This window comes from Thermomonospora curvata DSM 43183 (genome assembly GCF_000024385.1).
Classification (GTDB): domain Bacteria; phylum Actinomycetota; class Actinomycetes; order Streptosporangiales; family Streptosporangiaceae; genus Thermomonospora; species Thermomonospora curvata.
Genome location: NC_013510.1, coordinates 5,279,808 through 5,299,801 on the forward strand (window position 1 = coordinate 5,279,808; position 19,994 = coordinate 5,299,801).

Sequence of the window (19,994 nt, forward strand, 5' to 3'; positions counted from 1 at the left end):
TTACAGGCCTAATCGAAAGGAGCTGAGCGTCCGCGATGTCGGACCCTTCCAGTCATAGACCCAACACCCCTGCGGGTGGGTCGTGCTGAGCATCGTGCTGGGAGTTGTCGCGCTGTTCGTGCTGACAGCGGCGACCGGATACTTTGTCGCACAGGAATTCGCCTATGTCGCGGCCGACCGGACCGCGCTGAGCGCCGCCGCCGAGCAAGGAGACCCCAAGGCCCGCAGGGCGTTGCAGGTCATGGGCCGGCTGTCGTTCATGCTCTCGGGCGCGCAACTGGGCATCACCGTCACCGGGCTGATCGTCGGGCTGCTGTCCAAGCCGGCGCTGGCCGCCCTGCTGCACTCCCCGCTGGTGTGGGCGGGCGTGCCGGAGGGCGCGGTGGGCCCGATCGCGCTGGCGGTCGGGTTCGCGATCGCCACCGTGGTGCAGATGGTGATGGGCGAGCTGATCCCCAAGAACTGGGCGCTGGCGCGGGCCGAGGGCATCGCGCGGGCGCTGGCCTCCTCCACGCTGGCCTACCTGGCGGTGGCGGGGCCGGTGATCAGGTTGTTCGACACCGCCGCCAACCGGCTGCTGCGCTCGGTGGGCATCGAGCCCGCCGAGGAGCTGCACCACGGGGCGACGCTGGAGGAGCTCAGCGACATCATCGGCGAGTCGCAGCGCGCCGGGCACCTGCCGGCCGACCTGTCGGTGGTGCTGGAACGCGCGCTGACCTTCGGGGAGCGGACGGCCGACGAGGCGATGGTGCCCCGTCCGAAGGTGGTCACGGTGGCCGCCGACGCCACCGTGGCCGCGCTCACCGAGCTGGTGCGCCGGTCCGGGCACACCAACTACCCCGTCTACGGCACCGAGGTGGACGACATCGTGGGCGTCGCCGGGGTGCACGAGCTGGCCGACGACTCCCTGTCCCCCGACACCCCGGTGAAGCAGATCGCCCGGCCCGCGCTGCTGGTGCCGGCCTCGCAGCCGCTGTACGGGGTGATCGAGCGGATGCGCGAGACCGGCGAGGAGTTCGCCTGCGTGGTGGACGAGTACGGCGGGCTGGCCGGGATCCTCACCTTCGAGGACATCGCCGAGGAGCTGGTGGGGGAGATCACCGACGAGAACGACGTCTACGACACCGGCTGGGCCGCCGCCCCCGACGGGGGCTGGACGGTGGACGCGGCGCTGCGCATCGACGAGGTCGCCGGGCAGACCGGGCTGGCGCTGCCCGACAGCGAGGTCTACGACACCCTGGGCGGGCTGGTGATCGCCCGGCTGGGCCGGCTGCCGCGCCGCGGCGACCGGGTCACCGTGGAGCTGGGCGAGCCGCACGGCGGCGCCGGCGAGGTGGAGATCGAGGTGCTGGCCGTGGCCCGGCGGGTGCCGCGCACGGTGCGGCTGCGGGTGCCGGCCGCCGCGGGGGGTGAGGGCTGATGGATCCGCTGACCGCCCTCGTCGTCACCGTGCTGCTGCTGGCCGGCAACGGCTTCTTCGTGGCCGCGGAGTTCGCCCTGGTGGCGGCGCGGCGGCCGCGGCTGGAGCGGGCCGCGCGCGCCGGCAGCCGCCCGGCCCGCGCGGCGGTGGCCGGGATCTCGGAGCTGTCGCTGATGCTGGCCGGCGCCCAGCTCGGCATCACCATGTGCACGCTGGGCCTGGGCGTGGTCTCCGAGCCGGCGTTCGAGAAGGTGCTGGCCGATCCGCTGCACGCGCTCGGCCTGCCGGAGAGCGCCTCGCACGCGGTGGCGCTGGCGGTGGCGCTGGCGGTGGTGACGTTCCTGCACATGGTGGTGGGCGAGATGGCCCCCAAGTCGTGGGCGATCTCGCATCCGGAGCGTTCGGCGCTGATCCTGGCGCTGCCGTTCCGGGCCTTCGCCCGGGTGGCCCGTCCGGTGCTGGCGGTGATGAACGGGATGGCCAACGGTTTTCTGCGGCTGATCCGGGTGCCGCCGCGCAACGAGGTGGACACCCACACCGACCCGCAGCGGCTGGGGCATCTGCTGGGCGAGTCGCGGCGGCTGGGCCTGATCGACCGGCGCGACCACGACCTGCTGGGGCGGGTGATCGCCATCCGGGAGGCGTCCATCGCCGGCCTGACGATCCCGGCCGCTCAGGTGGCCGCCGTGCCGGCCGACGCCGGGCCGCTGGAGATCCGCCGCGCGGCACGGGCCAGCGGGCATGCCCGGCTGCTGGTGCGCGACCGCGACGGCACGATCCTGGGCGTCACCCACGTCCGGGACGCGATCACCGCCGAGAACGGGCGGCGGGCGGCCGACATGGCCTACCCGGTGCCGGAGCTGGAGGAGGCCACCACGGTGCTGGACGCGGCCACGCACCTGCGCCGTGAGCGCGCCCAGGTGGCCGTGGTGAAGGCCCCGGACGGCGCGCTGCGCGGCATCGTCAGCCTGGACGACCTGCTCGGCCAGCTGCTGGCGACCAACCCGCACTGATCTTCACGGTCCGGGGCGGGCCGTGCGCCCAGAGCGCACGGCCCGCCCCGGACCAGAAATTGAAGGAAATTCACATTTCATGCGGGCGTCCAATGCCGCCGCACGGTAAGGTACGCAGGCGACCCGGGACGCCCACCGGCCAGCGGTCAGTAAAGCCCGCCATCCCGCCCCTCACTCCTCCTCCTGACCGGGATCTTCGCAGCGGGACGGGGCGGGCGGCGCACCCGGCCGGCGCCGAATCCTTGGGCTGACACTCCCGGCGGCCCGCACCGGCCCGAAAAGAACGACCATATGGCCGGATGCGGACAATCCATCCCCCGCACCTTCTGTAAGGTCACCTGTCACGCCAGATGACGCCGTTTTTGACACCTTATGCCACTATTTTCAGGCGGTACGTTATCCGCTCTCTTTTAAAGGCGGTTCGGCCTTATCGGCGCGCCGGCTTGGCCACAATGAGAGCGCAGCTTTTCTTGACCTGCGAGAGGCGGTTCAACGGTGAGCCACGGTGGCCGGCGCCCCTGGGGCGAAGGCTTTGAGGACGGTTGGGAGGAACTGCGGCCCTCCGTGGCCGCCGTGCAGGCCGCCCCCAGTCCCGCCCGCGTCTACGACCATCTGCTCGGCGGCAAGGACCACTACGAGAACGACCGGGCGCTGGCCGAGCGGATGCTGCGCCTCCAGCCCCGCCTGATCCAGGCCGCCCGGCAGAACCGGCGATTCGTCGCCCGCACGGTGCGCAGCCTCGCCCGCGCCGGCTACGCCCAGTTCCTGGACATCGGCTGCGGCCTGCCCACCGCCGACGACGTGCACCGCATCGCCGTCCGGGAACGGCCGGGAGTGCGCATGGTGTGCGTCGACAACGACCCGATCGTGCTGGCGCACGCACGGGCGCTGCTGGCCGGGGAGCGGAACGTGGCGGTGATCGGGGCCGACCTGCGCGACCCCGGGCGGCTGCTGCAGCGGGCCGGCGCCCTGCTGGACCTGCAGCGGCCGGTCGCCGTGCTGCTGACGTGCGTGCTGCACTTCGTGCCGGACGCCGACCGGCCGCACGAGGCGGTCGCCCGCCTGCGCCGCGGGCTGCCCGACGGCAGCGCCCTGGTCATCACGCACCTGACGGCCGACGCCGACGGCGCGGCCACCACCGCCGCCGCCCGCCTGTTCGGCGCCGAGTGCCCCTGCCCGCTGGTGCCGCGCACCCGGGAGGAGATCGCCGCGTTCTTCGGCGACCTGCCGCCGGTCGAGCCCGGCCTGGTCTTCACCGCCCAGTGGCGTCCGGCGCACCCGCCCAGGGCGCCCGAGCACGCCCTGATGTACGCCGGGGTGGCCTGCCCGCGCCCGCTGCCCGCTCCCGAGGGGCGGACGCCGTCGCCCGTGCCGCTTCCCCGCGCCCCCTGAAAAAGGGGTCAGGGAACCAGGCAGCGGCCGGCCGGGGCGTTCATGAAGTCGTGGATCTGGTCCATCATCTCCCGCACCAGCGGGGTGTCGGCGGCGTGCCTGCCGCCGGCCAGGTCCGCCACGGTGCGCACCCGCTCGATCAGCCCGGTGATGCGGTGCTGGGCGGGCACCGACAGCACGTTGCGCAGCTGCTCGGCGGCGGCGTCCGGGGCGTCCTGCAGCAGATACCCGGCGGCCATGTCGGCGTGCGCCTGCGGGGCCAGCTTGAGGTTGCGGCGCCCGGAGGAGGCCATCGCCTCCAGCGCCCGCCCGGCGGCCTGCACCGCCTCGGCGCCGTTGCCGAGCTGGACGTGGACGCTGCTTTCACAGCGGGCCTGCCGCACCGGGCCGAAGCCGAACTCCCCGGCGATCCCGTCGTGCAGCTCATCGTGCCGCCGGTCGTCGCGGGCCCGGTGGGCGTCCTCCAGCGCCTGCCGCGCCCTGACGTGGTCGCGCTGGTAGGAGTGGGCGCGCGCCTCGATGTAGCAGACGCGCATCAGCCCCGTGCCGCCCTTGACGTAACCGCGTCCCGACCGCGCCAGCCGCACCGCCGCGTTGGGACGGCCCTCCCAGTAGGCGATCAGCGCCTGCGTGCCGCGCGCCCAGGCGCGCAGCGCGTCGTGCTCGATGAGCTCCCCGTACCCCCAGGCGGCGCGGGCGTGGGCGGTGGCCGCGCCGGTGTCGCCCAGGTCGAAGGAGGCCACCGACAGCAGCCCGCACAGCTGGCCCAGGATCAGGTACAGGTCCCGGTGCTGGGCGGGCCGGGCGGTCTGCGACAGCAGCTCGGCCACCCGGCGCCGCAGCCGCACCCCCTGCTGCAGGGCCTGCGCCGGGGGCAGCGCGGCATAGGCGCGGGCCAGCCGGATGGCGTCGTCGGCGGCCTGTTCCAAGGTGACCGGCCCCAGCGCCAGCGACTCCACCTGCGCCAGGTGGGCGGTGGACTCCTCGGCGGCGGCGGTCAGCATGTCGGTGATGTCGGCAGGGCCGCTCTCGGCGGAGCGGTCGGCGGAGTCGGCCGGGGCCAGCAGGACCTCCACCGGTTTGCCGAACATGCGCTCCAGAACGCGGCAGCAGGCCATCCGCGGACGCTTTCGCAGACCGCCCCGGCACCAGCGGTTCCAGGTCCGCTCGCTGATCTCGACGTCCTCCCCCATTTCCCGGGCCATGGCCCGGAATGCCTTGGCCCCATCATCGCTTGACCAGCGTCTTTTGGCCGAAATCTCCGCCAGCAACGTCGGATGGCTCATCGCGTTCTCCACTCGGGCCGCAGAGCGCTCGGGCCGAACGGCCGATTACTGTGGGGATTGACACCCAATCAGAACGTCACACGTCCTGAAACGTCCGAAGATGTCTGCATATGTCAAAAGCATGTCATAGCGATGCCGCGACTTCTGCGCAACCGTCCCAGGCATGCCCATCGAAGATCGAAACACCCCGTCGCATCGGCGGACTTCGCCCCACACTGGGGCTTATACGCACGAGAACGCCGTAAGCAGCATGAATGTCCCGTCCATGTCCCGTCGCGGGGTTCTGGCGCTGTTCCCGTCCCTGCTGGCGGCGGGCGCGCTGGCCGCCTGCAGCGGCGACGACGAAGGCGGCGGCAGCGGCGGGCTGGAGAAGAGCACCATCACGGTCGGCCTGCTGCCGGTGCCCGAGGGCGCCGCCCTGTACATCGCCATTCAGCAGGGCCTTTTCAAGGCCGAAGGGCTCACCGTCAAGACGCAGTTCATCCAGACCGGCGCCGCCGCGGTCCCGCTGTTGCGCAGCGGCCAGCTGGACATCTCCATGACCAACTACACCGCCGCGCTGCTGGCCCAGGAACAGAGCAACGGCGCGGTGGACTGGAAGATCCTCGCCGACGCCTACCAGGGCGAAAAGGGCTCCTTCGTGGTGGTGGTGCCGGAGAAGTCCTCCATCAAGGAGCCCAAGGACCTGGCCGGCAAGAAGATCGCGGTGCCGGGCCTGAAGTCGGTGGCCACCTTGTCCATCAGCGCCTGCCTGCAGGCCGCGGGCATCTCCGATGAGTCCATCGACTACGTGGAGATGGCCTTCCCGCAGATGCAGCCGGCGCTGGAGGCCGGCCGGGTGGACGCCGCCTGGATGGCCGAGCCGTTCATCACCCAGATCCACCGGGCCGGCGGCCGGACGGTCCTGGACACCATGGACCCCTCCGGGCCCACCAAGAACCTGCCGATCTCCGGCTGGGGCACGCTGGGCGACTACCCCAAGAAGTACCCCAACACCGTCGCGGCCTTCCAGCGCGCCATGGCCAAGGCCCAGCAGATGGCCGCCTCCGACCGCAACCTGGTCGCCCGGACCCTGCCCACCTACGTCAAGGGCCTGGACCAGGCCACCGCGCAGACCATCACGTTGGGGTCCTTCCCCACCAGCCAGAACCCCACCCGGCTGGAGCGGCTGGCCGGGCTGATGGGCAACCACGGCTACCTGAAGAACCCCGACAAGCTGGACGTCAAGTCGATGATCGTCCCGGGGCCGTCCGCGTGAGGTGGACCCCACCGGCCACCGTGGCCCGCGGCGCGCTGGGCGCCGCGGGCCTGCTGGCCCTCGCCGAAGCCGCCGGCCGAAGCGGCCTCATCGACCCGGACGTGCTCCCGTACGCCTCCACCATCCTCGGGCAGACCTTCACCCTGCCCGGTGAGGCGGACTTCCGCACCGCGCTGGTCACCACCATGCAGGTGTGGGTCAGCGGGCTGGCCATCGCGGTGGCGATCGCCGTGCCCGTCGGGGTGGTGATCGGGGCGCTGCCGCTGGTGGACCGGCTCACCGGCCCGCTGCTGGAGCTGCTGCGGCCGATCCCGCCGGTGGCGCTGATCCCGCTGGCGCTGCTGGCGTTCGGCAACACCGGGCGGATGGCCACCACGGTGGCCGCGTTCGCCTGCTCCTGGCCGGTGCTCATCCACACCATCCGGGGGCTGCGCGCCACCGACCCGATCGCGGTCGACACCATGCGCACCTTCGGGTTCGGCAGACCCGCCGTGCTGTGGCACGTGGCGCTGCCGGGCGCCGCCCCGTTCATCGCCACCGGCGTCCGGGTGGCCGCCGGGATCTCCCTGATCGTCACCATCACCGCCGAGCTGTACGCCGGCGGCGGTCAGGGGATCGGCAGCTGGCTGATCGAGGCCGGCGCCAGCGCCGGGCAGACCCACGTGATCCTCGGCGCGGTGGTGTGGGCCGGCATCCTCGGCCTGACCGCCGACGTCCTGCTGTCGGCCGCCTCCCGGCGGCTGTTCCACTGGCACACCTCGGCCCGCGTCTCATGAGGAAACTGCTGTCGCGAACCGCCGGCTGGGGGACGGTCCTGGTCGCCGTGGTCTGCTGGGAGATCGTCACCCGGCTGGCGGCCAACCCGTTCGCCCCGCCGCCCTCCCAGATCGCCGCCCGCTTGCGGGAGCTGTGGTTCAGCGGGCCCGCCGAACGGCTGTGGCTCACCGACACCGCGATCGAGAACATCCCGCCCAGCGTGCTGCGGCTGCTGACCGGCTGGGCGATCGCGTCGCTGATCGGCATCACGGTCGGCCTGGCCATCGGGCGGATCCGCTGGCTGGGCGAGATGTTCGAGCCCGCGCTGCACTTCGCCCGCGCCATCCCGCCCACCGCGCTGGCCCCCATGTGGGTGGTGCTGTTCGAGGTGGGCACCCCGATGCAGCTGGTCACCATCGCCTTCGGGGTGGTGTGGCCGGTGCTGCTCAACACCATCGACGGCGCCCGCTCGGTGGAGCCGGTGCAATACGACACCGCGCTGATCTACCGGCTCGGCCCGCTGCAGCGCGTCCGCTATCTGATCATCCCCTCGGCGGCCCCCAAGATCTTCGCCGGGCTGCGCGTCTCGCTGGGACTGGCGGTGATCTTGATGGTCGTCTCCGAGATGACCGGCTCGGTGGACGGCATCGCCTTCTCCCTGCTGCTGGACGCCCAGCGCAACTACGACATGCCGGCGATGTGGGCGGGCATCTGCGTGCTGGGGGCGCTGGGCTACCTGCTCGCGCTCGCCCTGGGCCGCTGCGAGCGGTGGGCGCTGGCCCGCCACCGCCACTCGATCGACACCTCCTTCTCGTCTCGTACGGAGCCTTCGCATGTCTGACAGCCCGAGCCCGACCGCCGACCCGAACGCCCGGATCTGGGAGCTGATCCGCGGCTGGTGGCGGTTCTGCGCGCTGAACGCCTGGGTGGAGCTGGGCTGCCCGGACCGGCTCGCCGGCGGCCCCCTCACCGCCGAGCAGCTGGCCGAGCGGTGCGGCGCGCACGCGCCGTCCATGGAGCGGCTGCTGCGCGCCATGGCCTCCCTGGGCGTCGTCACCGCCGACACCGAGCGCGGCACCTACGCGCTGACCGAGGTCGGCGCCCTGCTGCGCAGCGACGTCCCCGACTCCATGCACCCGGGTGTCGCGGTGATGGGGGAGGAGATGAGCTGGACGCTGATGGGGCGGCTGGCCGACACGGTGCGGACCGGCCGCTCCCCGGTGGCCGACAGCCACGGCTCCCTGTACGGCTACTACGCGACCCGGCCCGAACTGGAGAAGCAGTTCGCCGCCTACATGACGGCGCGTTCGCGCTCGTTCGCCCGGGGCCTGCTGGACGCCTACGACTTCAGCGGCGTCCAGACGATGGTGGACGTGGGCGGCGGCGTGGGCACCATCATCGCCGACGTGCTGTCGGCCTACCCCGGCATCAAGGGCACCCTGCTGGACCTGCCCTCGGTGACGGAGGCGGCCCACGCCTACCTGGCCTCCCAGGGGGTCGCCGACCGCTGCGAGGTGGTCGCCGGCAGCTTCCTGGAGTCGGTGCCGGCCAAGGCCGACCGCTACCTGCTGGCCAGCATCCTGCACAACTGGCCGGACGAGACCGCGCTGCAGATCCTGCGCACCGTCCGCGAGGCGATGGGCGAGCACAGCCGGGTGCTGCTGCTGGACATCCTGCTGCCGGACGTGCCGGACCGGCCCCACCTGGGCTACGACATGGACATCCGGATGATGGCGCTGTTCGGCGAGGGCCACGAGCGCACCCGCGACGCCTACCTGGGCCTGCTCGAAGAGGGCGGCTTCAAGCCGCTGCGCACCATCGAGCTGGCCAGCGGGCCCACGCTCGTCGAGGCGGCCGCCGCCGGATGAGCCCGCCGCCCCGTCCCGCCTTCGCCGGCGGGACGGGGCGGCCGTCAGGCCTCCGCGCCCTCGGGCGCGGCCCGTTCCCCGGCGGGCTCGGGCGGCGCCTCCAGCGGCAGGGCCGGCGAAGCGGCGCGCAGGGGCAGCGGCGGTGCGGGACGGGTGCTGACCGGGACCTGAGTGCCGGTCAGTTCCAGGCCGGTGCAGGTGATCAGGTGCCGGTCGAGCCCGCTTTCGGCCAGCAGCGCCCGGATCTCGGCGCCCGGGCTGAGCAGGATCACCCGCCCGCCCACGTCGATCGCCGTGTTGCGCAGGGCGACCAGGACGCCCAGGCCGAACCGGTCACTCATGCGGACCCGCGACAGGTCCAGTACCAGCCGCGCCGCGGGCACCGCCCGCAGCGCGCCGAGCACCGGGGCGCGCAGGGTCTCCACGGTGCGCGCGCACAGCTCACCGGTGAGCTGGACGAACAGGTCACTGCCGGTGCGGTGCACGCGGACCCGCAGGGCGGGTCGGCGGCCCGGGTCCGGCTCCGATGGCGACTTGCGCCGGCACTGGTCTCTCATCAGCCTTCAAAGACCCTTCCCGGGGGGTTCGAGCAAACGGTCCAAGTAACGGTGAACCCTTTTTCGAGCTGTTTTCCTTCCGGCGCCCGGGTGCCCCGGAAGGGCCGAAAAACGGTCCGCGCGAAGTCATGACACGGCATGGCTCCACCAACTTTTGATCGGCCGCTTCCAGCGATTCTCACGGCATCCGAATCGAGTGCTGAAAGAAGTGGTCGATTGGCAGGGAAAATACCCGCGCCCCCGGCCAGGACACTTGGCGGAAGGTCAAGACTGATGCAAGCGGCATTGACCTGCGCAACAGGGGAGGCCGGGGGCGCCGGCCGACCCATATTCCCGTTCCGCTGCTTTTGCGGAGACAGTCCGAAAAGCTAGAATCGGATGCTTATTGTCGGCTTTGCAACATTCCTCACACCCAGGTGAGCCAGCGGATCTGGTGCCGGAGCAGTTTGCCCCACATCCGCAGGCCGCGGTCCCGATCGTCCATGCAGGTGCGGGGAAGCGCGTGATCGCCGATGAGCGGTGACGGCTCGATCGCGCACGCGTACTCATAGCCGGCCTTGCGCACGGCGTCCACCTCCCGGTGCGACACGCGGCCGTAGGGGTAGGCGAAGCCGGTGACCGGGCCGTCGATGATCTCTTCCAGGATCGCCCGGCTGCGGGTCAGCTCTTCGGCCAGCTCCTCATCATCGGTCTCCGGTAATGACACATGCCGCAGCCCGTGCGAGCCGATCTCCATGCCCATGCCCGCCATGCACCGCAACTGCCGTGGCGATATCGGCCCGCGCCGGGGGCCGGGCGCATCTGAGCCGATTTTCTCGGCGGGCACGAAGACCGTGGCCGTGAAACCGCGGCGCACCAGCACCGGTGCGGCGCGCGTGGCGAAACAGGCGTGGCCGCCGTCGAAGGTCAGCCCGACCAGGCCGCGTCCCCGCCCGGCCCGCCGTGCCTCACGCAGCTCCCCCACGCTCACCCCGCGCAGCCCGTTGCGGTGCAGCCAGTCCATCTGGCGCTCGAAGGTCTCGGGGCGGACCGGCGGCCGGCGCGCATCGGCGATCCGGTCCACCGAGTGATACCTCAAGATCAACGGCATGCGGGCCGTCCAGGGCTTCACCGGCCGATCCCCCTCTCCCCGTTCGTCAGGACACGGCCCGGACCGGGACGGCCGATGAAGAAGGGGCGCCGATGCCGCAGAGCGCTCCCGAAAGAACGGCGCCCGAACGCCGGACGGCGGGCTTTCAGTCCGTCCCGGAACGTCATCGGCCCGGCCGGATGGCCATTCCGGCGCAGTGAACTTTTTCAACACGCCGTCTTCGCGGGCCGTGACCCGGAACGTCACCGAACCGAACATCGATGAGGCTCCCATCCCGGCGCCCTGGAGCGTGTATTGAAAAAGGTTCAGTGCCCGAGCCTGCCATGGCACCCGCACTCCGGCCGACCCTTTGAACCAGATAAAGCCGACACTTTGTCATTTATTGAATTGACCTTCCGGCAGGACTCGCCGGGTGCCGCGGAAGCCCATCCAAGGCGCCTTATCCAGCAGGCCGGCCAAACCCGCCCGTTGCGGCCGTCACCTGGGAAGAGGCGAATCCGGACGGCGCTTGGGAGGCACCCCCGAAAAGTTGAGAGATCAAGAATTGAAAGGCTCGCCGGTTTCCCATTTCCGGTGCCGGACGGCGGGGCCGGCCGGCCCTCGCGGCCTCCCGGACCCGCCGGCGGGGCCGCGGCGGCCTCCGCCGCGCCTCCCGGCCACGGCCCGCCGTCCGGCTCCCGGCAGACGGCGGGCGGAAAAGGTTCGGGGACGGTCCGTCCGAATACGGCCCGCGCACCGCGCCCGCCCATGGGGCGGGTGGTGAAAATCATTCAACCGGCAAGGAAAAACTTCCTTGGAAGTCACGGCCCGCATCGACAGCCCGGCGGGCGCTGTGTAGGTATAGCCGGCGACCGGCGGTCGCCTCGCGCCGCAGGTCTGCAACCGGATCGATATCCACGATCAGCGGAGGAGACGACCATGCTCAAGCGAACGGCGGCGACCGGCTTGCTGGCCCTGACCGCAGGCGGCGTGCTGATGGGCGCCGCACCCGCGCTGGCCGGCGACTACGGGGTGCGCCACGACAACGCCCTGCTGCGCAGCTGCCCGTCCGGCGACTACGGCTTCCTGCTCGGGGACCGCCGCTCCTACAGCGGCGGCGGGTGCGAGCAGGTCAACATCATCTTCAACGGGAACCGCTGACGACCCGCGCGCCGCTTTCCCTCCAGCGCCGGCCCCTCCAACGCCCGGCCCACGGCACCGAACCTTTTCAACACGCCGTCTCCGCAGGTCGAGACGGAGACGTCGCAGCATCGGAGCTCCCGTTCGCAGAGCTTTGGGCCACGCACCCGAAAAGGTTCACCGGGGTGGAAGCCTCGGGGAGGCCTGCGGAGCGGGTGTGCCGCATCGCCCGATACACCGGTGGCGGTACGACCACAAAGGTCGTACCGCCACCGGTTTTTGTCGCCGCCTGTCACGCCGGTGAGCACGCGAGGCGGCCGGCCCCGCCGCGTCCGCCTCGGATCGTCTTCCTCCCCATCCGCCATTTCCGGAAATCCGCACGGACCGGGACCAACGTGAACCGGCCGCGCCCCCGCATCCCGCCGGACGCCCTTAAAAGCAATGTTCGGGGAAAGAAATGTTCGGGACCCCGTATTTACCGGTGACGCGGGCAATTCACGGTGCCACGATGTCTGCTGACCGGCGGGCTGTATCACGCCGCGGGTCGAGATCGGCAGTCACACCCAAAAAAGGAGACATAGTGCTCAAGCGACTGGTAACGGCCGGCGTTCTGACCGCGGCCGCAGGCGGGGTACTGATGACCGCCACCCCGGCGATGGCCTTCGCCGCGCACGGGCACCACGACTACGACTCCGACGGGTACAAGAACCGTCACAACGCCCTGGTGAACGGGTGCGAGATCAACGCCGGCAACGACCGGACCCTCATCAGCATCAACATCCTCCAGGACCTGGCGCTGCTGTCCTCCAACAGCGCCAACGACGTCAACGTCGCCGAGTGCGACCAGGAGAACTTCATCGTCAACCGGAACCGCTGACCGCGTTCCACCCGCAGGGAGGCCGGCGCTCAGCGTCGGCCTCCTCGCATACCCCCGGCAGGTGAACCGCTGCAGCGCCAGCCCGCCTCCGGTAGCAGCCATTCGGACAAGTCCGAGAAGTCACCGAAAATACAGCCGCGGGACCGGCATCCATTTCCCGACGACAATGTGGAAATGCCACCCGCCTCGAGCCCTGGTCGGGCAATGCAATTCAAAAGAGTTCCCCTTGCCTTCTGAGAAGGCTGGTTCCGCGGCCGATTCAGGTGATACCAATTGTGCTTGCTACCGGCGACGGGCGACCGCGAAAGCGTGACACCGAATGCCGGATCCGGATCGGTATACCGCAAATCACAAGAAGGAGACCACAATGCTCAAGCGACTGGCGGCGGCCGGCGTTCTGTCCGTGGCCGTGGGCGGGGTCCTGATGAGTGCCTCCCCCGCGATGGCCGGCGGCGACTACGACTCCGACCTTTACAGCAACCACCACAACATCCTGGCCAACGAGTGCGACATCAACGCCGGCACCGACCGGGGCCTGCTGGACCTGAACCTCCTTCAGGACGTCGCTCTGCTGGCCGCCGACAGCGCCAACGACATCAACGCCGGCCGGTGCGACCAGGCCAACGCCATCATCAACAGGAACTGACGACGGTTCACACCCAGAGGGGATCGGTGCTCGCGCGCCGATCCCCTCTTCGCATTCGCGCCGCCGAATTGCTCCCCGGCCAAAAGGCCGCCGCCGCGCGGGGCCGGTCAGGAGGCCCGGTCCGCCTCGGCCCGCAACTGGCGGCGCAGGACCTTGCCGGTGGCGTTGCGCGGCAGTTCGGAGGGGAAGTACACATCGCGGGGCACGGCGAAGCGGCCCACCCGGCGGCGGGCGTGGTCGCGCACCTGGTCGGCGGTCAGCTCCGCGCCCGGGTGCAGCACCACGTGAGCGGCCAGCCGCTGCCCGAACTCCTCGTCCGGCACCCCGACCACGGCGACCTCGCGGACCTGCTCCAGCTCGCTGAGCGCGTCCTCGACCTCGCCGGGGAAGACGTTCTCCCCACCGGAGACGATCATGTCGTCGGAGCGGCCCTGGACGAACAGCAGCCCGTCCTCGTCGATGCGGCCCAGGTCGCCCAGGCTGATCATGCCGTCCACCGTCTCCTTGGTGGCGCCGCTGGTGTACCCGGTGAACAGCAGCTCGTTGGCGGCGAAGATGCGCCCGACGGTGCCCGGCGGGACGGGCCGGCCCTCCTCGTCCAGGATCGCCAGCCTGGTGCCGCGCGGCGGCCTGCCCGCGGTGTCGGGGTGGCGCCGCAGGTCACGGGGGGTGGCGATGGTCACCCAGGAGGCCTCGGTGGAGCCGTAGAGGTTGTAGAGGACGTCCCCGAAGGCGTCCATGAAACGGGTGGCGAACCCGCCGGGCAGGGCCGAGCCGCTGAGCGCGACGATCCGCAGCGCCGACAGGTCGAGCTCCTCTTGGGTGGACGAGCGCCACTCCAGCATGCGCTGCGCCATGATCGGGACGGCGATCAGCGCGGTGGCCCTGGTCTCGGCGGCGGTGCGCAGGCCGGCCGCGGGGTCGAACCGGCGGCGCAGCACCATGGTGGCCCGCAGCCCCAAGGCGATCTGCAGGGCGGCATAGCCCCAGGTGTGGAACATCGGGGCCTCGATGAGCATCGTCTCGTGCACCCGCAGCGGGATGCGCGACAGCACCGACGCCAGCGGGCCCAGCCCCGGCCTGGAGTGCCGGCCGGCGCCCTTGGGCTGCCCGGTCGTCCCCGAGCTGAGCACGATCGTGCGGCCGGAGTGCGGGGGCGGGGTGAGCGGCGCCTTGAGCACGGTCCGGTCGATCAGCTCGGCCACCGCCGAGCCGGGGCCGTCGGCCGTCAGGGTGCGCACCGCCGCCGGGGCGCCCTTGAGGACCTCGGCGAACTCCGAGTCGGCGATGAGCACCTCGACCTGCTGCTCGTCCAGGACTTTGAGCGACTGCTCGGCGCTCATGCCGGTGTTGAGCAGCACCACATCAGAGCCGAGCTTGCTGCAGGCCACCAGCGACTCGACCATCCCGCGGTGGTTGCGGCACAGCACCGCCACCCGCGGCCGCGCACCGCCGTCGCCCAGCGCCGCCGCCAGCCGGTCGGTGCGGGCGTCCACCTGCGCGTAGGTCAGCGTCCCGTACTCGTCCACGATCGCCGCCCGGCCGGGGTCGCGGGCCGCCGCGGACACCAGCGATCCGCCCAGCGTGGTTCCCCAGCGCCGCAGCGCGTCGAGCTGGCGGGCCACCTTCAGCGGCGGCCCCGGCCGCCACAGCCCGCTGCTGGCGAACATGGCGGCGACCCTGAGCATGGTCTCGGCCCGCTGCCTGATCCCGGCTGTCTGCGCCACGCCTGCTTTCCACCTCCCGCCGGGCCCGCCCGGATGAACGCTCCCTGTCATCGCCGGATACCGAGGCTAGGCAGCCGGACGGGCGGTCGCCATCATGCCGTATCACCCACCACCTGCGTTTTTTGTCACCTATGTGACAGTCTTCCCTGTTTTTCCAGGTCAGCGCCGGTCTTCGCGGTCCGGGCCGCTACGGGAGTGTGACAAAGGAAACCCAGATGCCCACGACGGCGGCAGGCGTCCGCCCATCGGTCCAGGACGGCGGGCGCCCGCTGTGAGGCACGACAACCGAAATGCCGGCGAACGCTGGGCGGCAACAGTGTTATCGACTCCCGATTGACCCCCCATAGTGCACGGACGACCCTTCTGACACTCCGGCGCCGGGGCTGGATGCATGTCTGAGATAGGGGACCGAACGTGAGCGGACGCCATGGCAGTCGTCCGGAATCGCCGTGGGAGCGGCGCCCGAGTCGGCGGAGCGGAGCGCAGCCGAGCCCGGCTCCCCCCAGGAGGAGGGCCCGGCGCCGGGGACGGCGGCGTTCCCTTGTCACCTTGGTGAGCACAGTGGCGGCCACGCTCCTGGTGGGAGGCGGCGTGTACGCCTTCGCCGGTTCCCTCAACTGCGCCGCCCGCGGCACCCTCGACCTGAACGTCACCGTGGCGCCGGAGCTGGAGCCCGCCCTGCGGTCCGCGGCGCAGCGGTTCAACGACCGCAAGCAGGTGGCCGAGGGACGCTGCATCAAGGTGACGGTCCACCCCGCCGACCCGCAGGCGGTGGCCACCCTGCTGTCGGGCACCGGCACCTCGCGCGGCGCCGAACGCGTCCCGGACGTGTGGATTCCCGACTCCTCGCTGTGGGCGGCCCGGTCCGCCCCCGGCGGCTCCCAGCCCGCCGCCCGGATGCCGCAGCCGGGCACCTCCATCGCCGAGACACCCATCGTCATCGGCGCCGGCAAGTCGGTGCGCGGCCTTGCGGCCGCCTCCCGGCCGAGCTGGGAAGGGCTGCTGGGCTCCGACCGGGCGAGATCGCGCACCCCCGACCCCAACCGGAGCGCGATCGGGCTGGGCATGCTCATGGCGGTGCGCATGTCGCTGGCCGGGGACTCCAAGGCGGTGGAGAAGTTCACCGGCCTGGTCCGCAGCGTCCGCCAGGGCGTGGTGCCCGACGTGCAGACCCAGTTCGCCGCCGGCACCGGCGACCGCCTCCTGGTGACCTCCGAGCAGGCGGTGCTCCGGCACAACCGGGACCACCCCGGCGAGCGGCTGCAGATCCTGCGGCCGGCCGAGGGGACGCTGGCGCTCGACTACCCCTACACCCCGATCGCCGCGGCCTTGGACAAGACCACCGCCGCGCGACTGTTCGAACGAGAGGTGCGCAGCGCCGCCACCAGGCGGGACCTGCGCGCCCTCGGCTTCCGCACCGACCGCTCCGACGGCGGCGTGCGGCTGCTGCCCCTGCCCGAGGCCGAGCAAGTGCAGCAGACGCTGCAGGCGTGGGCGAAGCTGTCGCTGACCTCGCGGATGCTGTCGCTGCTGGACATCTCCGGGTCGATGCTGCAGCGGGTGCCCGGCACCGGCGACACCCGCATGCAGGTGCTGGCCAAGGCCGCGCAACTGGGGCTGAAGTTCCAGCCCGACGACACCGAGCTGGGCCAGTGGGTGTTCTCCACCAAGCTGGACGGCGACCGGGACTGGAAGGAGACGGTGCCGGTGGGGCCGCTGGGCGAGCGGCTCGGCTCGGGGACCCGGCGGCAGCAGATCCTCAGCTCCCTGGCGTCCCTGCAGCCCAAGCCGGACGGCGACACCGGGCTGTACGACACCGTGCTGGCCGCCCTGTCCTACATGCGCAAGACCTACAAACCGGACATGGTCAACACGGTGCTGCTGATGACCGACGGCCGCAACGACGATGACGACGGTCCCACGCTGCGCCAGACGCTGGCCAAGCTGCGGGCCGGCCACGACCCCGAACGCCCCGTCCAGCTGGTGATCATCGGTTTCGGGGACGAGGTGGACCGCAAGGAGCTGCAGCAGCTGGCGGAGGCCACCGGCGGCAGCGTGCACTTCGCCAAGACGGCCGAGGACATGCGCAACATCTTCCTGGCCGGCACCTCCCGGCGGGTCTGCGCGCCCAAGTGCTGACCCGCGGACGCGACCGCGCCCCGTGGGCCCGCAAGGCCCACGGGGCGGCTCGCGCACGGGTGGGACGGCGGTCAGGGCCGCCCGTCGTCGGGCCGGCCGACCAGCTTGAGCGCGCTGAGCGCCAGCACCACCTCCACCAGCTCCCGGGGCCGGTTGAGGGACCGGCCGGTGAGCTGTTCGATGCGGCGCAGCCGGTTGAGCACGGTGTTGTGGTGGCAATACAGCCGGCCGGCGGCCTTGGAGGCCGACCCGTCGCACTCCAGCCAGGTGGCCAGCGTGGAGATCAGCACGTCCCGGAAGGCCGGGTTGATCTGGGAGAAGGCCCCCAGCACCCCGCGGCCCAGCCGCTCGGCCAGCTCCGGCTGGGAGACCACCAGCGCATCGGGCAGCCGCCTGTCCAGCCGGGCGATCTCGGCGCCGGGCTCCCGGCAGGTGCGCAGCGCCAGCTCCGCCAGCCAGCGGGCCTTGCCCAGGTCGGCCAGCGCCTCCACCACGGGGCTGATCCCGGCGTGGCCGTAGACCCGGGGCCGCAGCACCTCCACCAGGTCGTCCAGGTCGGCGTTGCCCAGATCGACCACGGCGATCTGGGTGTCGGCGCGCATCCGCCAGATGAAGCGCAGCCCGCCGCCGTCGGTGGGGCGGCTGAAACCGCGTCCGCCCAGCACCTCGCCTTGATCGATGACCACCACCGCGTAGCGGCCCTGGGCGGGCAGGCCGAGCGCGCGCGTGGCGGCCGGCAGCAGTCCGGGGTCGGTGCCGCGCCCCTCCAGCAGGGCGTCCACGATCGCCTGCACCCGCTCCTCGCTGCGCCGCAGCAGCTCGTACTCGGTGCGGTGGTAGGCCTCCGCGGCGGCGGTGGACTGCTGGTCGATGGTGTGCCAGGTCAGTGTGGCGTTGCGGACCAGCAGCGGCACATGCTCGGGGTTCTCCTCGCTGACCGCCTCGACCAGCGCCTCCCAGAACACGCAGCCGGCCAGCCGGTAGGAGCGCAACAGCTGGTCCAGCGGCAGGCCCTGCTCGGCCCGCCGCCGCCCCAGCTCCTCGGCCCAGCGCAGGTCGGCGCGGCCGCGGCTGGGGTCGAGGATCGCCTCGATCCCGTGCCCGAGGCCGATGTGAGACAACTCCCACAGATCGGCGCGCAGTTCCGCTGGACGGTCCTGTCCCTCACCGGCCAAGATCTCATTGACCAGTCGATCCGCCAGCTGGGGCAGCCGGTCCGCCAGTTTACGCACCGCCCGACGGATGATCACACGGTCGGCCTTTTCGGGCGAGGTTGTGAGTGCGCCCATGCGCCACCTCCCTCGGTGAGTGCGCTCATGCTGCCACCCACCTTGGGGCCGCGACTATACGGGCGATCCAACAAAACCCCGGGATTGTGTGCGATCACAACCGCGGCCCCTATGGATTGATACTTCTCCCTCAATTCGGACAGCACTATGGACCTGCCCGCCGGGGCGTGCTGGTGTGCCAGCGTCCCCCGAAGGAGGCAGCGTGCTCGCTCCCCGCTCCCACCCCCCGAGCGAAGCCGACGGCCCCGGCAGACCCCGCGGCGGGGCCGTCGTCCTGGTCGCGCTCGCGTGCGCGGCCGCGTTGCTGACCGGCTGCACCGGCAAGGGACCGCTTGCATCCGCCGCCCCGTCCGCGGCGGCGATGCGGGTCGGTCACGGCGTCACCGGCGACCGGATCACCGTCGCCGCGCTGACCGATCTCAGCGGCCCGTACGCGCCGCTGGGCAAGGGTGTGACCCAGGCACAAAAGCTGTACTTCGACCGCCTCAACGCCGCCGGCGGGGTGTGCGGGCGCAAAGTGGAGCTGATCGTGCGCGACCACGGCTACGACGTGCGGCGGGCTGTGGCCGCCTACAGTGAGGTGGCGCCGCGCTCGGCGGCCATCGCCCAGGTCATCGGCTCCCCGATCACCAACGCGCTGCGCCCGCGCCTGGAGTCGGCCGGGGTGCTGACCGTCCCGCAGGCCTGGGCGCACACCCTGCTGGGCAGCAAGTACATCCAGGTCGTCGGGACGACCTACGACCTGGACATGATCAACGGGGTCGCGTTCCTGACCGAGGAGAAGGGCCTGCGGCGCGGGGATGCGATCGGCCATCTGTTCCTGGACGGCGACTATGGGCACAGCGCGCTGGCCGGCTCCCGCTGGGCCGCCCGGCAGGCCGGGCTGCGGCTCATCGAGCAGCGGGTCAAGGCCGCCGACGGTGACATGAGCGCGCAGGCCGCCGCGTTCCGCCGGGCCGGCGTCAAGGCGATCTTGGTCAGTGTGAGCCCGCCGCAGGCGGCCTCCCTGGTCGGCGCCGCCGCCGCGCAAGGACTGGACGTGCCGTTCGTGGCCGGCAATTCGGCGTTCGCCGAGCAGCTGCTGAAGAGCCCGATCGGCCCCGCTCTGGAGAAGAACTACTTCGTCCTCAGCGCCGGGGCGCCGATGAGCGCCGACATTCCCGGCGTCAAGGCGCTGGCCCGCGACTACCGGCGGGCCTACCGGGGGCAGCCGCTGGACTCCGGCGTGCTGTCCGGCTACATGGCCGCCGCGATCGTCGGGCAGGCCCTCAAGAAGGCGTGCGCCATGCGGGACCTCAGCCGGGAGGGCATCGTGGCCGCGCACCGCTCCACGCACGCCTTCGACGCCGGCCTGGGCGGCCCGCCGCAGAACTACACCCAGTGGACCAGGCCCGGCTCGCGGGCCAGTTACGTCCTCCGGCCGGACCGCGACGCCCTCGGCGGTCTGACGATCCACCGCGAGCCCTTCGAATCCACCCTGGCGAAAAGCTACGACCCACCCCTCTGAGCGATGCCCTGAGCGGGAAGGAGCGCCATGCCACCCGGCTCAACGTTCGC

17 protein-coding genes are annotated in these 19,994 nt (G+C 71.7%); 12 read left to right on the forward strand and 5 right to left on the reverse strand.

Features of this window, described 5'->3' with window-relative positions; translation table 11 throughout:
* The first annotated feature begins 85 nt into the window (after window positions 1-85).
* The 3 genes from TCUR_RS22905 to TCUR_RS22915 all read left to right on the forward strand — a co-directional run bounded on the left by TCUR_RS22905 (window position 86) and on the right by TCUR_RS22915 (window position 3,825).
* Window positions 86-1,420: a hemolysin family protein gene (locus TCUR_RS22905; RefSeq protein WP_041442826.1), complete on the forward strand. Its 1,335-nt coding sequence runs from the start codon at window positions 86-88 to the stop codon at window positions 1,418-1,420.
* Window positions 1,420-2,433: a CNNM domain-containing protein gene (locus TCUR_RS22910; RefSeq protein ID WP_012854969.1), complete on the forward strand. Its 1,014-nt coding sequence runs from the start codon at window positions 1,420-1,422 to the stop codon at window positions 2,431-2,433. The genes TCUR_RS22905 and TCUR_RS22910 overlap by 1 nt, the downstream gene beginning before the upstream one ends.
* 495 nt (window positions 2,434-2,928) lie before the next feature.
* The gene (locus tag TCUR_RS22915) at window positions 2,929-3,825 is read left to right on the forward strand and encodes an SAM-dependent methyltransferase (protein ID WP_012854970.1); all 897 of its coding nucleotides are present in this window, start codon (window positions 2,929-2,931) and stop codon (window positions 3,823-3,825) included.
* Between the two features lie 8 nt (window positions 3,826-3,833).
* Here the strand turns inward: TCUR_RS22915 and TCUR_RS22920 are convergent, their stop codons facing one another.
* Window positions 3,834-5,111 (reverse strand): NsdA family TPR-like regulatory protein, encoded by a 1,278-nt coding sequence (locus TCUR_RS22920; protein WP_012854971.1) that lies wholly within the window; start codon window positions 5,109-5,111, stop codon window positions 3,834-3,836.
* 265 nt (window positions 5,112-5,376) lie between these two features.
* On the opposite strand from TCUR_RS22920, the gene TCUR_RS22925 reads away from it, so the two are divergent.
* Genes TCUR_RS22925 through TCUR_RS22940 form a run of 4 tightly spaced genes read left to right on the forward strand, consistent with a single transcriptional unit; the run spans window position 5,377 to window position 8,993 of the window.
* Window positions 5,377-6,369: an ABC transporter substrate-binding protein gene (locus TCUR_RS22925; protein WP_169313054.1), complete on the forward strand. Its 993-nt coding sequence runs from the start codon at window positions 5,377-5,379 to the stop codon at window positions 6,367-6,369.
* Window positions 6,366-7,145 carry an ABC transporter permease gene (locus TCUR_RS22930; protein WP_012854973.1) on the forward strand — a complete coding sequence of 260 codons (780 nt, stop codon included), beginning with the start codon at window positions 6,366-6,368 and terminating at the stop codon, window positions 7,143-7,145. Before TCUR_RS22925 ends, TCUR_RS22930 begins: the two co-directional genes overlap by 4 nt.
* Window positions 7,142-7,966 carry an ABC transporter permease gene (locus tag TCUR_RS22935; protein ID WP_012854974.1) on the forward strand — a complete coding sequence of 275 codons (825 nt, stop codon included), beginning with the start codon at window positions 7,142-7,144 and terminating at the stop codon, window positions 7,964-7,966. Before TCUR_RS22930 ends, TCUR_RS22935 begins: the two co-directional genes overlap by 4 nt.
* On the forward strand, window positions 7,959-8,993 hold the full coding sequence (locus tag TCUR_RS22940; protein ID WP_012854975.1) for a methyltransferase: 1,035 nt from the start codon (window positions 7,959-7,961) through the stop codon (window positions 8,991-8,993). The genes TCUR_RS22935 and TCUR_RS22940 overlap by 8 nt, the downstream gene beginning before the upstream one ends.
* 44 nt (window positions 8,994-9,037) lie before the next feature.
* Here TCUR_RS22940 and TCUR_RS25210 read toward each other — a convergent pair whose 3' ends face one another.
* Window positions 9,038-9,550: an STAS domain-containing protein gene (locus TCUR_RS25210; protein WP_012854976.1), complete on the reverse strand. Its 513-nt coding sequence runs from the start codon at window positions 9,548-9,550 to the stop codon at window positions 9,038-9,040.
* A gap of 406 nt (window positions 9,551-9,956) precedes the next feature.
* Window positions 9,957-10,661 (reverse strand): polysaccharide deacetylase family protein, encoded by a 705-nt coding sequence (locus TCUR_RS22950; protein WP_012854977.1) that lies wholly within the window; start codon window positions 10,659-10,661, stop codon window positions 9,957-9,959.
* 897 nt (window positions 10,662-11,558) lie between these two features.
* On the opposite strand from TCUR_RS22950, the gene TCUR_RS22955 reads away from it, so the two are divergent.
* The 3 genes from TCUR_RS22955 (at window position 11,559) to TCUR_RS22965 (ending at window position 13,282) form a co-directional block, all read left to right on the forward strand.
* Window positions 11,559-11,780 (forward strand): hypothetical protein, encoded by a 222-nt coding sequence (locus TCUR_RS22955; RefSeq protein ID WP_012854978.1) that lies wholly within the window; start codon window positions 11,559-11,561, stop codon window positions 11,778-11,780.
* A gap of 559 nt (window positions 11,781-12,339) precedes the next feature.
* Window positions 12,340-12,636 (forward strand): hypothetical protein, encoded by a 297-nt coding sequence (locus tag TCUR_RS22960; RefSeq protein WP_012854979.1) that lies wholly within the window; start codon window positions 12,340-12,342, stop codon window positions 12,634-12,636.
* Window positions 12,637-13,003: 367 nt separating this feature from the next.
* Window positions 13,004-13,282 (forward strand): hypothetical protein, encoded by a 279-nt coding sequence (locus TCUR_RS22965; RefSeq protein ID WP_012854980.1) that lies wholly within the window; start codon window positions 13,004-13,006, stop codon window positions 13,280-13,282.
* Between the two features lie 107 nt (window positions 13,283-13,389).
* Here the strand turns inward: TCUR_RS22965 and TCUR_RS22970 are convergent, their stop codons facing one another.
* Entirely contained in the window at window positions 13,390-15,009 is a 1,620-nt protein-coding gene (locus TCUR_RS22970; protein ID WP_012854981.1) for an AMP-binding protein, read from the reverse strand.
* Window positions 15,010-15,561: 552 nt separating this feature from the next.
* On the opposite strand from TCUR_RS22970, the gene TCUR_RS22975 reads away from it, so the two are divergent.
* Complete coding sequence (locus TCUR_RS22975) at window positions 15,562-17,148, forward strand: substrate-binding and VWA domain-containing protein (RefSeq protein ID WP_169313055.1); 1,587 nt, start codon at window positions 15,562-15,564, stop codon at window positions 17,146-17,148.
* Between the two features lie 71 nt (window positions 17,149-17,219).
* Here TCUR_RS22975 and TCUR_RS22980 read toward each other — a convergent pair whose 3' ends face one another.
* Window positions 17,220-18,380 carry a PucR family transcriptional regulator gene (locus tag TCUR_RS22980; protein WP_245536925.1) on the reverse strand — a complete coding sequence of 387 codons (1,161 nt, stop codon included), beginning with the start codon at window positions 18,378-18,380 and terminating at the stop codon, window positions 17,220-17,222.
* 259 nt (window positions 18,381-18,639) lie between these two features.
* On the opposite strand from TCUR_RS22980, the gene TCUR_RS22985 reads away from it, so the two are divergent.
* Window positions 18,640-19,944, forward strand: coding sequence for an ABC transporter substrate-binding protein (locus TCUR_RS22985; RefSeq protein ID WP_012854984.1), 1,305 nt, complete (start codon window positions 18,640-18,642; stop codon window positions 19,942-19,944).
* Window positions 19,945-19,994 lie beyond the last annotated feature (50 nt).

What these genes read in the sequence shown, in the direction of transcription:
- TCUR_RS22910 (WP_012854969.1), top strand. Translation starts at nt 1,420, where the DNA reads ATGGATCCGCTGACCGCCCTCGTCGTCACCGTGCTGCTGCTGGCCGGC.
- TCUR_RS25210 (WP_012854976.1), bottom strand. Translation starts at nt 9,550, where the DNA reads ATGAGAGACCAGTGCCGGCGCAAGTCGCCATCGGAGCCGGACCCGGGC.
- TCUR_RS22935 (WP_012854974.1), top strand. Translation starts at nt 7,142, where the DNA reads ATGAGGAAACTGCTGTCGCGAACCGCCGGCTGGGGGACGGTCCTGGTC.
- TCUR_RS22925 (WP_169313054.1), top strand. Translation starts at nt 5,377, where the DNA reads ATGTCCCGTCGCGGGGTTCTGGCGCTGTTCCCGTCCCTGCTGGCGGCG.
- TCUR_RS22965 (WP_012854980.1), top strand. Translation starts at nt 13,004, where the DNA reads ATGCTCAAGCGACTGGCGGCGGCCGGCGTTCTGTCCGTGGCCGTGGGC.
- TCUR_RS22955 (WP_012854978.1), top strand. Translation starts at nt 11,559, where the DNA reads ATGCTCAAGCGAACGGCGGCGACCGGCTTGCTGGCCCTGACCGCAGGC.
- TCUR_RS22940 (WP_012854975.1), top strand. Translation starts at nt 7,959, where the DNA reads ATGTCTGACAGCCCGAGCCCGACCGCCGACCCGAACGCCCGGATCTGG.
- TCUR_RS22920 (WP_012854971.1), bottom strand. Translation starts at nt 5,111, where the DNA reads ATGAGCCATCCGACGTTGCTGGCGGAGATTTCGGCCAAAAGACGCTGG.